This window comes from Microbacterium sp. Ag1, from assembly GCF_001005635.1.
In the GTDB taxonomy this organism is placed as follows: Bacteria; Actinomycetota; Actinomycetes; order Actinomycetales; family Microbacteriaceae; genus Microbacterium; species Microbacterium oxydans.
Genome location: NZ_LBCR01000033.1, coordinates 256,362 through 268,242 on the forward strand (window position 1 = coordinate 256,362; position 11,881 = coordinate 268,242).

13 protein-coding genes are annotated in these 11,881 nt (G+C 65.2%); 7 read left to right on the forward strand and 6 right to left on the reverse strand.

Annotated features, from left to right (window positions below; genetic code table 11):
- Nucleotides 1–6: 6 nt before the first annotated feature.
- Together AAY78_RS16135 and trpD are read right to left on the reverse strand one after the other, a co-directional pair.
- Nucleotides 7–993: a PHP domain-containing protein gene (locus tag AAY78_RS16135; RefSeq protein ID WP_197077713.1), complete on the reverse strand. Its 987-nt coding sequence runs from the start codon at nt 991–993 to the stop codon at nt 7–9.
- 2 nt (nt 994–995) lie between these two features.
- Nucleotides 996–2,066, reverse strand: a complete 1,071-nt coding sequence (trpD, locus tag AAY78_RS16140) for an anthranilate phosphoribosyltransferase (protein WP_046749293.1) — start codon at nt 2,064–2,066, stop codon at nt 996–998.
- A 192-nt stretch (nt 2,067–2,258) separates the two neighbouring features.
- Between trpD and ctaE the strand changes: the two genes are divergently transcribed.
- From ctaE to AAY78_RS16175, 7 genes are all read left to right on the forward strand, one after another.
- Entirely contained in the window at nt 2,259–2,912 is a 654-nt protein-coding gene (gene ctaE / locus AAY78_RS16145; protein WP_031206006.1) for an aa3-type cytochrome oxidase subunit III, read from the forward strand.
- Between the two features lie 20 nt (nt 2,913–2,932).
- Complete coding sequence (gene qcrC / locus AAY78_RS16150; RefSeq protein ID WP_046749294.1) at nt 2,933–3,736, forward strand: cytochrome bc1 complex diheme cytochrome c subunit; 804 nt, start codon at nt 2,933–2,935, stop codon at nt 3,734–3,736.
- Nucleotides 3,737–3,772: 36 nt separating this feature from the next.
- Nucleotides 3,773–4,849 carry a cytochrome bc1 complex Rieske iron-sulfur subunit gene (qcrA, locus tag AAY78_RS16155; RefSeq protein ID WP_046749295.1) on the forward strand — a complete coding sequence of 359 codons (1,077 nt, stop codon included), beginning with the start codon at nt 3,773–3,775 and terminating at the stop codon, nt 4,847–4,849.
- Nucleotides 4,846–6,657, forward strand: a complete 1,812-nt coding sequence (qcrB, locus tag AAY78_RS16160) for a cytochrome bc1 complex cytochrome b subunit (protein WP_046749296.1) — start codon at nt 4,846–4,848, stop codon at nt 6,655–6,657. The genes qcrA and qcrB overlap by 4 nt, the downstream gene beginning before the upstream one ends.
- A gap of 79 nt (nt 6,658–6,736) precedes the next feature.
- Entirely contained in the window at nt 6,737–7,141 is a 405-nt protein-coding gene (locus AAY78_RS16165) for a RidA family protein (protein ID WP_046749297.1), read from the forward strand.
- A gap of 30 nt (nt 7,142–7,171) precedes the next feature.
- Nucleotides 7,172–7,687, forward strand: coding sequence for a GNAT family N-acetyltransferase (locus AAY78_RS16170; protein ID WP_046749298.1), 516 nt, complete (start codon nt 7,172–7,174; stop codon nt 7,685–7,687).
- Nucleotides 7,688–7,802: 115 nt separating this feature from the next.
- A complete protein-coding gene (locus tag AAY78_RS16175; protein ID WP_046749299.1) occupies nt 7,803–8,222 on the forward strand; it encodes a rhodanese-like domain-containing protein in 420 nt (139 codons plus the stop codon).
- Nucleotides 8,223–8,290: 68 nt separating this feature from the next.
- Here the strand turns inward: AAY78_RS16175 and ctaF are convergent, their stop codons facing one another.
- The 4 genes from ctaF to erpA form a co-directional block, all read right to left on the reverse strand.
- Entirely contained in the window at nt 8,291–8,725 is a 435-nt protein-coding gene (gene ctaF / locus AAY78_RS16180) for an aa3-type cytochrome oxidase subunit IV (RefSeq protein ID WP_046749300.1), read from the reverse strand.
- A gap of 3 nt (nt 8,726–8,728) precedes the next feature.
- Nucleotides 8,729–10,462, reverse strand: a complete 1,734-nt coding sequence (ctaD, locus tag AAY78_RS16185) for an aa3-type cytochrome oxidase subunit I (RefSeq protein ID WP_171011008.1) — start codon at nt 10,460–10,462, stop codon at nt 8,729–8,731.
- Between the two features lie 3 nt (nt 10,463–10,465).
- Nucleotides 10,466–11,368, reverse strand: coding sequence for an aa3-type cytochrome oxidase subunit II (gene ctaC, locus AAY78_RS16190; RefSeq protein WP_046749301.1), 903 nt, complete (start codon nt 11,366–11,368; stop codon nt 10,466–10,468).
- Nucleotides 11,369–11,507: 139 nt separating this feature from the next.
- A complete protein-coding gene (gene erpA / locus AAY78_RS16195) occupies nt 11,508–11,870 on the reverse strand; it encodes an iron-sulfur cluster insertion protein ErpA (protein WP_017830247.1) in 363 nt (120 codons plus the stop codon).
- Between the last annotated feature and the right edge of the window lie 11 nt (nt 11,871–11,881).

Genomic DNA, 11,881 nt, shown 5'->3' on the forward strand with positions numbered 1-11,881 from the left:
CTACGTCTACTCCGCCCAGGCGAGCAGTCGGGAAAGCCCCCACGTCGTGACGATCCGCGAGGCGGGAACGCCTGCACGCTCTGCGCGCTCGGCGCCGTGATCGAGCAGAGAGAGCTGTCCTGGTGCGTGCGCATCCGAGTCGATGGAGAACAGGCATCCCGCCTCGAGGGCGATCGCGATCAGTTCGTCCGGTGGATCCTGCCGCTCGGGGCGGGAGTTGATCTCGACGGCGACGCCGTTCTCGGCGCACGCGGCGAAGACCGCAGCCGCATCGAACACCGACTGCGGGCGGGTCCCCCGCTCTCCTTGCACCAATCGCCCGGTGCAGTGGCCGAGCACGTTCACCCGCGGATGCGACACCGCGGCGATCATCCGCGCGGTCATCGGTCGTGCGTCCATGCGCAGCTTGGAATGCACGGACGCCACGACGATGTCGAGCTCGCCGAGCAAAGAGTCCTCCTGGTCCAGAGTGCCGTCTTCGAGGATGTCGACCTCGATACCGGCCAGAAGCGTGAAGCCCTCACCGGACTCCTTGCGCACCAAGGGAATCTGCTCCCGCAGCCGTTCGGCGGAAAGCCCGCGTGCCACGCGAAGTCGCGGCGAGTGATCGGTGATCGCCTGATACTCGTGCCCGAGCGCACGCGCTGCCGCGGCCATCACCGGGATGGGCGTGGTGCCGTCGGACCAGTCAGTGTGCGCATGGAGATCACCGCGCAGCTTCGATCGGAGCACGGATACCCGCTCCGGCTCGACATCGCCGCGCAGTTCGACCAGGTACTCCGGCACCTCCCCGGCCTGAGCCTGCCGGATCACCGCGAACGTCGACTCCCCGATCCCCTTCGCCGCGCGCAGCCGCGTGGGGTCGGCGCGGACGTCCTCGGGAAGGTCCTGCAGCGTCGCCGCCGCCTGCCGGAACGCCTTCGCCCGATACCGGGAGGCCCGCTCGCGCTCGAGCAGAGATGCGATCTCCAGCAGCGCGTCGACGGGATCCACGGTCACTCCTTCGGTGCAGCCAGCTCGCGACTCACCGAGATCCACTGGTCGAGCTTGGCCAGCGCGCGGCCGTCGTCCACCGCAGCCGCCGCCTTGTCGTATCCCTCACGAAGGCGTTCGAGGATCGGTCGCTGCACCTGTGTGGCGTCCTGGGAGAGCTCGAAGGCGACGATGCCCGCGGCGGCGTTGAGGAGCACGATGTCCCGCACCGCGCCCGTCTCGCCCGCGAGGGTTCGCCTGAGCACCTCTGCATTGTGCTGCGGTGACCCTCCGATCAGGTCCGCGAGGTCGGCGATCGGGATGCCTAGATCACGCGGGTCGAGATCGTGCTCATGGATGTCTCCGCGCGTGACCTCCCAGATACGACTGTGCCCCGTGGTGGTCAGCTCGTCGAGCCCGTCATCCCCTCGGAAGACGAGCGCCGTCGCGCCACGCGTTCGGAACACACCGGTGATGAGGGGAACGCGCTCGATCTGTGCGACGCCCACCGCATTGGCCTCCGCGCGGGCCGGGTTGCAGAGCGGTCCGAGCATGTTGAAGACCGTGGGAACGCCGAGCTCGGCGCGGACGGAACCGGCGTGCCTGAACCCGGGATGGAAGGCCCCCGCCCAGGCGAACGTGATCCCGGTGCGATCGAGGATAGAGGAGACCGACGACGGATCGAGCGACAGCTCGAGACCGAGAGCTCCGAGCACGTCAGAGGAGCCGGACGCCGAGCTCGCGGCACGGTTGCCGTGCTTGACCACCGGCACTCCGGTGGCGCCGATGATGATCGCCGCGGTGGTCGAGACGTTCACCGTACCGACGCGATCGCCGCCGGTACCGACGATGTCCAGCACGTCAGGAGAGACAGGAAGAGGCACCGCGGCCTCGAGGATCGCGTCACGGAATCCGACGATCTCGTCGATCGTCTCCCCCTTCGCCCGAAGTGCGACCAGGAAGCCGGCGAGCTGAGCCTCGGTGACACTCCCTTGCATGATCTGGCGCATCGCCCACGTCGACTCCCACACACTGAGATCGCGGCGCTCCAACAGAGAGGTGAGCACGTCGGACCAGGTCAGGGAATCAGCCATGTGTGCGATCCTATCGGCGCGGAGAAAACATGCAGATGCTTCCGGGCGGACGTGCGATCAGCGCCCATCCCTTGTTTCCCGCGGATTCACCGGCTATTCGCAGTGTTTTCTTAGGGTCCCCTAAGTCGAACTCAGGCAATCCTGGGCCCGCAGGTGCAAGAATCACGCCCGCGGATCGGCCATAATGGAGGGGTGACGACCTCAGCGACGTATGCCCCGGCGGCGAGAACGATTAAGCGGCCCAACCCGGTAGCTGTCGGCACCATTGTGTGGCTCGGCAGCGAGGTGATGTTCTTCGCGGGACTCTTCGCGATCTACTTCACCCTCCGCAGCACCTCTCCGGAGCTGTGGGCGGACCGGACCGAGCTGCTGAACGTCCCGTTCGCCGCAGTGAACACTGCGATCCTGGTGCTCTCCTCGTTCACGTGCCAGATGGGCGTGTTCGCGGCAGAAGACCTGCAGCCCTACAAGATCGGCAAGGGACAGAAGAACGGCGCCGGCCGCCGTCGTCTGTTCGGCTGGGGAATGGTCGAGTGGTTCTTCCTCACCTTCGCCCTCGGCGCGATCTTCGTCTCCGGCCAGGTCTGGGAGTACGCGCAGCTGGTGGCTGAAGGCATGCCGATCAGCGCAGACTCGTACGCCTCCGCGTTCTACCTGACCACGGGCTTCCACGCCCTGCACGTCACGGGTGGCCTGGTCGCGTTCCTGCTCGTCATCGGCCGCGCCTACGCGGTCAAGAACTTCCGGCACAAGGAGGCGACCTCCTCGATCGTGGTGTCCTACTACTGGCACTTCGTCGACGTCGTCTGGATCGTGCTGTTCCTCGTTATCTACTTCCTGAAATAAGAGCGGAGCTGATCCCCGAGATGGCACGAGAGAAGAAGCGCCGTTCCAGCGGTCGTCGCAGCCCTTTGGCGGCGGCCGCGCTCATCGGAGCAGGCCTCATGATCACCGGCGCTGTGTACGCCGGAGCGACCGCCGCGTTCGCCGCGACCGACACCCAGTCGGCTGCGACCTCGCAGCTGACGGTGGAAGACGGCAAGAAGCTGTTCACCGCCAACTGCGCCACCTGCCACGGTCTCGACCTGCAGGGAACCGCCAACGGCCCCAGCCTGTACGGCGTGGGTGAGCTGGCCACCGAATTCCAGCTGTCGACCGGCCGCATGCCGCTGCAGATGCAGGGCCCGCAGGCTCCGCAGAAGGCACCGCAGTTCACCGAGGACCAGATCCTCGCCATGGCCGCCTTCGTCCAGTCCGAGGCTCCTGGCCCGACATTCCCGTCGGACCAGATCCTCGACGGCAAGGGCGATGTCTCCAACGGTGCGGAGCTCTTCCGCGTCAACTGCGCGATGTGCCACAACGTGGCCGCAGCCGGTGGAGCGCTCACCGAGGGCAAGTACGCTCCCGGTCTCGGCGAGACCAGTGCACTGCACATGTACGCGGCCATGGTCACCGGCCCGCAGAACATGCCGGTCTTCGGCGACATGAACCTGTCCGACGAGGACAAGCGCGACATCATCTCGGCACTGCTCTTCCAGCAGCAGTCCGTGCAGATCGGTGGATTCTCGCTCGGCTCGCTCGGACCGGTCTCCGAGGGCCTGTTCGTGTGGATCTTCGGTATCGGCGCGCTCGTCGCCGTCACCGTGTGGATCACGGCGAAGTCCAACTGACGCTTAATCATCGAAGAGGAACGTACGAGGAGCACCATGGCACACGACGACGACTCGCAGGCTCTTGACAGGGCCTACCAGCCCTCTCCAGGGCTGGGTGTCGCAGTCAGCGATCCCGTGCAGAACCCCGGGCTTCCGCCGCACCGCGAGCGGATGACCGACAAGGACCCGCGCGCAGAGAAGGCCGCTGTCCGCACTGTCTACACGCTGTTCTACCTCTCGCTCGCCGGGAGCATCTGGGCGGTCGCCGCCTACATGCTGTTCCCGATCGAGAGCGGCGCGCTCATCGACATCCGTCAGAACAACCTCTTCATCGGTCTCGGCATCGCTCTCGCGCTGCTGGCCCTCGGCATCGGTGCGATCCACTGGTCCAAGGCGCTCATGTCCGACAAGGAGTTCATCGAGCACCGCCACCCGACCCGCGGCAAGGACTCCACGCGTGAGGCGGCCATCAAGGCCTTCTCGGACGCGAACGAGGAGTCCGGTTTCGGCCGTCGCACCATGATCCGCAACTCGCTGTTCGCCGCGATCGTCGCCTCGATCATCCCTGGTGTGACGCTCTTCCGCGGACTGGCTCCGCACTCCACACCGGATGACCCCACTGCGGGAGATCCGGTCGTGCTTCTCAAGCACACCATGTGGGAAGAGGGAGCACGCCTGGTGCGCGACCCCGACGGCACACCGATCCGCGCGGCCGACGTCACGCTCGGCTCCGCTTTCCACGTGATCCCGGAAGAGCTCGCCACCCTCAGCCACAGCGACGGTTACCTCGAGGAGAAGGCCAAGGCCATCGTGCTGATGATGCGCCTGCGTCCCGAGCAGCTGATCGAGGCCGAGGACCGCAAGGACTGGTCGTACGACGGCATCGTCGCCTACTCCAAGGTCTGCACGCACGTCGGCTGCCCTGTGGCACTGTACGAGCAGCAGACACATCACCTGCTGTGCCCGTGCCACCAGTCGCAGTTCGACGTCACGGACCACGCAAAGGTCATCTTCGGCCCGGCGGCACGTCCGCTGCCGCAGCTGCCCATCACCGTCGATGACGAGGGCTACCTGGTCGCACGCAGCGACTTCACGGAACCCGTCGGCCCGAGCTTCTGGGAGCGCCATTGAGCACCGCAACGCTGTCCAAAGAGGACAAGGACACCAAGGCGCCCCTCGGCGGTCGCTTCGTCGGTGCCGCGTCGAACTACATCGATGAGCGCACCAGCCTCTCCGGCTTCGTCAAGGAGCTGGGACGCAAGATCTTCCCCGACCACTGGTCGTTCATGCTCGGCGAGATCGCCCTGTGGAGCTTCGTGGTCGTGTTCCTCTCCGGAACCTTCCTGACGTTCTTCTTCCAGGCGTCGATGGTCGAGACCCACTACACCGGCGCCTACGCGCCGATGCGTGGAATCGAGATGTCCGCGGCTCTCGAGTCGTCCCTGCACATCTCGTTCGACCTGCGCGGTGGCCTTCTGGTCCGCCAGATCCACCACTGGGCGGCTCTGGTGTTCATCGCCGGCATCGGCGTGCACATGCTCCGCGTGTTCTTCACCGGTGCGTTCCGCAAGCCGCGCGAGCTGAACTGGGTGATCGGTTTCATCCTCTTCATCCTCGCGATGGCCGAGGGCTTCACCGGCTACTCGCTGCCCGACGACCTGCTCTCGGGTAACGGTCTCCGCATCATCGACGGAATGATCAAGGGCCTCCCCCTGATCGGCACGTGGACCTCCTTCCTCCTGTTCGGCGGAGAGTTCCCGGGCACCGACATCGTCGGCCGCCTCTACACGCTGCACATCCTGCTGCTGCCGATGCTGGTGATCGCGCTGATCGTCGTGCACCTCATGCTGATGATCATCAACAAGCACACGCAGTTCGCCGGCCCCGGCCGCACGAACGACAACGTCGTGGGCTACCCGATGATGCCGGTCTACATGTCCAAGATGGGCGGCTACCTGTTCATCGTCTTCGGCACCATCGTGTTGATCGCGACCTTCTTCCAGATCAACCCGATCTGGAACTACGGCCCGTACGACCCCTCCCCCGTCTCCGCCGGCACCCAGCCGGACTGGTACATCGGCTTCGCGGATGGCGCCCTGCGTCTCGCTCCGTCGAACTGGGACATCGTCTTCCTGAACCACACCTGGTCCTTCGGAATCATCGCGCCTGTTCTGGTCCTCGGTCTGTTCATCGTGGCCGTGGCGATCTACCCCTTCATCGAGGCGTGGGTCACCGGCGACAAGCGCGAGCACCACATCGCACAGCGCCCCCGCAACGCGGCCACCCGCACCGCGATCGGCGTCGCAGGCGTCATCTTCTACGCCGTGCTGTGGGCTGCCGCATCCTCCGACCTCATCGCGACGCACTTCATGCTCACGATGGAAGGCGTCATCCACACCCTGCAGGCGCTGCTCTTCCTCGGACCTATCCTCGGCTACTTCATCACCAAGCGCATCTGCATCGCGCTGCAGAAGAAGGACCGCGAGATCGTCCTGCACGGTTACGAGTCGGGCCGCATCGTCCGCCTCCCCGGCGGCGAGTTCATCGAGGTGCACCAGCCCGTCGACAAGTACGACCGCTGGAAGCTCATCGACGTCGACACCTACGAGCCGCTCGTGGTGCGTCCGAACGCGAAGGGTCGCATCCCGTGGACGGAGAACCTCCGTTCTTCGATCTCGCGCTGGTTCTTTGAGGACCGTCTGGCGCCGCTCACCCAGGCGGAGGTCGAGGCCGCGGATGCTCACCAGCACCACGTCACGGCTCAGAACGACGAGACCGAGGCTGCGGAGATCCAGGGCGCGCACGAGCGTGCAGGATTCCCCGACGCCCCGCTCACGGTCGACGAGACGCACGTCGACGAGACGCCCAACACCCCCAGCACGGTCATCGCGACCGAGCCGGTGAAGAAACCCCGCAAGAAGTCGGAGGACGGCGAGTAGTCGCCGCTCCCCCACTGTTGAAGGCCTCGTCCACGCGGACGGGGCCTTCATCGTTGTTGCCGAATGAGAGGATCGAACCATGTCTTCCGCCGTCCAACTGATCCGGGCCACTTCCCTCGCCGATGCTCCCTATGCCTACGCCGCGACAGCCCCGTCCGGATCACGCCTCATCTTCCTTGCGGGCGCGTGTCCGCTCAACGACGACGGCTCGACCGCCGCGCCCGGCGATTACGCGGCACAAGCAGCCAGGTGTGTGGAGACCCTCGAGGAGGCGCTCGACGTCGCCGGCGCGTCCCTCACCGATGTCATCAGCACACGAGTACTGGTAGCCTCCTCGTCCCAGGCCGACCTCGTCACCGCCTGGGATGTGGTCCACGCCGCCTTCGGCGCGCACGACGTCCCCAGCACCCTCCTCGGCGTCACGGTGCTCGGATACGACCACCAGCTCGTGGAGATCGAGGCCATCGCCGCCGTGGCCGACTGACCTCGGCCAACTGATCCTGGCTGCCAGATCATGGAGATCGTCATCCGTCCGGCCACCCCTGACGACGACGCCGCCACCGAACGCATCGAGATCGCCGCGGATGCGCTGCTGGTCGACCGTTTCGGCGCGGTCGACTGGCCTCCCCCTACGCCCGCGGTCGAACGCACGTCGTCGCCGGGGTTCGTGTTGGTCGCCGAGCACACCGACGACGCAGCAGTCGAGCCCCCTGTCGTCGGGTTCGCCCACGTGCTCGAGATCGATGGCCATGCGCACCTCGAACAGCTTTCCGTGCTTCCGTCATACGGGCGCCGGGGAATCGGTCGTGAGCTCGTCGAGGCTGCTCTCACGGAGGCACGGGACCGCGGGTACGCAGAGATCACGCTCCGCACGTATGTGGATGTGCCCTGGAATGCCCCCTTCTACAGCTCCTGTGGTTTCGTCGCGAGCGATCCGGACACTCCGCTGCTCCGGAAGCTCGTCGAGGTCGAATCCGCGCTCGGTCTCTTCGAGTATGGTCCGCGCGTGCAGATGACTGCATCACTCTGAATTGCGGGAGCGGAACAGGCCTCCTGCGATTCGTGGGCAGGATGTGACCGCATTCGCGCGTCACGAGACGGGATTCCGCTGTCGACGTCTCGCATCGGCTCCTTAGGCTGAGGGAATGATCGATCGCACCGACTTCTATGAGGCCAAACTGACCTACGAGACCGACTCCAGCGACGTCCATGCCGCAATCAAGGCCGGTGTGAACCTGGTGGTGATCGACGTCCGTTCGGACGAGGCATGGGCTCAGGGGCGCGTCGCCGGCGCCGTGCACATGCATTACAGCGAGATCGCCTCCCGTGCCCCGAGGGAGATCCCTGCGGACACCGATGTCGTGGTCTACTGCTGGAGCCCTGGGTGCAATGCGGGTGCGAAGGGTGCGCTCGAGTTCGCACGCCTCGGCTATCGGGTGCGCGAGATGATCGGCGGCTTCGAGTACTGGGTCAGGGAAGGGTACGCGGTGGAGGACGCCGATGGCGTGCATCATCGCCCGGTGGATCCGCTCACCGGGATCGCTCGGATCCGCACCCGCGCCTGAGCACGGCTGTCGCTACACAGGAAGAAGGCCCCCGGACGGATCCGAGGGCCTTCTTTCGATACGCGGTATCAGCGGGCGAAGTTGCCGCGGTAGTACTCGTATACCCAACCGACGATCGCGACGACGAAGATCGCCAGCCCGATCGGGAGAAGGAAGTGGCCGACTGCCAGGCCCACCACGAAGACACCGGCTGATGCGGCCAGGACGATGGGCCACCACGACCACGGGCTGAACTCGCCGAGCTCCGGGTCACCGTCGTCGATGTCCGACGTCAGGATGTCCTCCGGCAGCTCGCCACGCTGGGCCTTGTGGGTGCGGTCGAGGTAGAACGCGATCATCGCGGCCATGAAAGCGGCGAAGAACAGGGCGACCGTGCCGACCCACTCGACCCGCATGGCGAAGTCGTCGTTAGGCGTGGCGAGGATGTGCCAGCCGGTGTAGACGACTCCGACGAGGGCGAAGAACGCCGTCAGGATCCACCAGAGAATGACGTTGTCGCGCATGACTTAGTGGGCCTCTCGCTCGCCGGGAGCCGTCGTGGCGAACTCCGCAGCTTCCGGGTGATTCAGGTCGAACGCAGGACGCTCGCTGCGAATGCGCGGGATCGACGTGAAGTTGTGTCGCGGCGGCGGGCAGGACGTCGCCCACTCGAGCGATCCGCCGTAGCCCCACGGGTCGTTGACCGTGACCTTCGGAGCCTTGCGTGCCGTGATCCAGACGTTCAGGAAGAACGGCAGCATCGAGGCGCCGAGGATGATGGCACCGATCGTGGAAACCTGGTTCTGCCAGGTCCAGCCGTCGGCTTCCGAGTAGTCGGCGTAACGACGCACCATGCCGTCGACACCCAGCCAGTGCTGGATGAGGAACGTCATGTGGAAGCCGATGAACAGCAGCCAGAAGTGCACGTAGCCGAGACGCTCGTTCAGCATGCGTCCTGTCCACTTGGGCCACCAGAAGTAGAAGCCGGCGAACATGGCGAACACCACGGTTCCGAACACCACGTAGTGGAAGTGGGCGACGACGAAGTACGAGTCGGAAAGGGCGAAGTCCAGCGGCGGAGCCGCCAGGATGACACCCGTCAGACCACCGAAGACGAACGAGACAAGGAAGCCGAGTGCGAAGACCATCGGCGTCTCGAAGGTCACCGAACCTCGCCAGAGCGTACCGATCCAGTTGAAGATCTTCACACCCGTCGGCACAGCGATGAGCATGGTCATCAGAGCGAAGAACGGCAGCAGGACCGAGCCCGTCACGTACATGTGGTGAGCCCACACGGCGACGGACAGCGCCGCGATGGCGATCGTCGCGTAGACGAGGGTCTTGTATCCGAAGATCGGCTTGCGGCTGAAGACCGGGAAGATCTCGGAGACGATGCCGAAGAACGGCAGCGCGATGATGTAGACCTCAGGGTGTCCGAAGAACCAGAACAGGTGCTGCCAGAGCAGGACTCCGCCGTTGGCCGGGTCGTAGATGTGCGCACCGAGGATACGGTCTGCAGCAGCAGCGAAGATGGCCGCGGCCAGCACCGGGAATGCCATCAGAATGAGCAGGCTCGTGATGAGCGTGTTCCACGAGAAGATCGGCATGCGCCACATGGTCATACCGGGCGCACGCATCGTGATGATCGTGGTGATGAAGTTGACCGCACCGAGGATGGTACCGAAACCGGAGATGCCGAGACCGACCATCCAGAGGTTTCCACCTGCGCCAGGCGAGAACGACGCTCCCGCCAGTGGCTGGTACGCGAACCATCCGAAGGAGGCCGCGCCCTGCGGGGTCAGGAAGCCGGCGACGGCGATCGTGGAGCCGAAGAGGAAGAGCCAGAAGGCGAAGGCGTTCAGACGCGGGAAGGCGACGTCAGGGGCGCCGATCTGCAGCGGCAGGATGGCGTTGGCGAACCCGGCGAACAGCGGCGTCGCGAACATCAGCAGCATGATCGTGCCGTGCATCGTGAAGAGCTGGTTGTACTGCTCCTTCGTCGGGATGATCTGCATTCCCGGCGCGAACAGCTCTGCGCGGATGACGAGAGCCATCACACCGCCGAGGAGGAAGAACATCACCGACGCGATCAGGTACATGTACCCGATCGTCTTGTGGTCGGTGGAGGTGATCCACTTGACGACGATGTTGCCCTTCTGCTCGACGCGCGAGGAGCTCATGAGAGCGGCCTGGCGTGCGGGCAGAGTGCTGGGACGCGAGCGGGGGGACTCGTCGGTACGGGGAGCTTCTGTGGTCGACATGGCTTACTCCCCTCCTTCCTCGGTGTCGGTCTTCGGGGTGGTCCCCGGCAGGTTCGCGAGACGGTCGTACGCACCGGTGATGTCGCCGGTGTTGCCCTTCTCCTCGAGCGATGCCACGTAGGCGTCGTAGTCGCTCTGGGAGACCACCTTCACGTTGAAGAGCATCATGGAGTGGTACTCACCGCAGAGCTCGGCGCACTTGCCGGCGTACTCTCCCTCTCGAGTCGGGATGAACGACCAGGAGTTGTCCTTCCCGATGAACATGTCCTTCTTGTACAGGAAGTCGATGATCCAGAAGGAGTGGATGACGTCGCGCGACTGAAGGTTGATCGTGACCTTCTTGTCGACGGGCAGCACCAGGGTCGGCAGCTGTGCCTGGTCGATGTTGCCGTCCTTGTCGGGCTGCGCCTGGACGCCCATCGTCCAGACGGCGTCGGAGTTGTCCTCCTCCTCGCCGTCGTACTGGAAGTCCCAGGCCCACTGCTTCGCGATCGCGGTGATCTCGACGTCGGGGTCGTCCCACTTCGCCTCGATCTCGGACTGGTCGCGAGCCGTGAAGAAGAACATGCCCAGCACGAGGATGAGCGGCACGATCGTGTAGAAGATCTCGATCGGCATGTTGTAGCGCATCTGCACCGGGAGGCCGGTCTGGCCCTTGCGGCGGCGGTAGGCGATCGCAGCCCAGGCCATCAGGCCCCAGGTGATGATGCCGACGGCGAGGAGCACGATCCAGGAGTTGACCCAGAGCGACGAGACGCGCTCGGTCTGGTTGGTGGCTGCGGGACCACCCTCCACGAAGCCCGGAAGAAAGCCGTTCAGCTCGGTGGGAGAGCATCCCGCCAGGGCCAAGGCTGCCGCAACTCCCACAGGGAGGGCGGCCCAACGAAGGCTGCGTTTCGAGGGCACGATGCACCTTTCAGATCGCGAACAGAGCACACCCAAGTCTAGGGCAACCTCACACCTGATTCATGCCATCCACGCAGGTTATGAAACCAGAACGGCCGCCGTCACCAGCGGTGACGGCGGCCGTGTGCACGGCGCGGGATCAGTGGAAGCTGTCGCCGCAGGCGCAGCTTCCCGCCGCGTTGGGGTTGTCGATCGTGAAGCCCTGCTCGGAGATCGTGTCCTTGAAGTCGATCGCCGCACCGTCGAGGTACGGGACGCTCATGTTGTCGATGATGACCTCCACGCCGTCGAAGTCGACGGTCTCGTCACCCTCGAGGTAGCGCTCGTCGAAGTACAGCTGGTAGATCAGGCCCGAGCATCCGCCCGGCTGCACGGCAACGCGCAGCCGCAGATCGTCGCGGCCCTCCTGCTCCAGGAGGTTCTTCACCTTGGTGGCAGCAGCGTCGGTCAGGGTGACGCCGTGTGCGCGGGTGGTCTCTGGGGAGAGTGTGGTGTCGCTCATGTCGCTCCTTG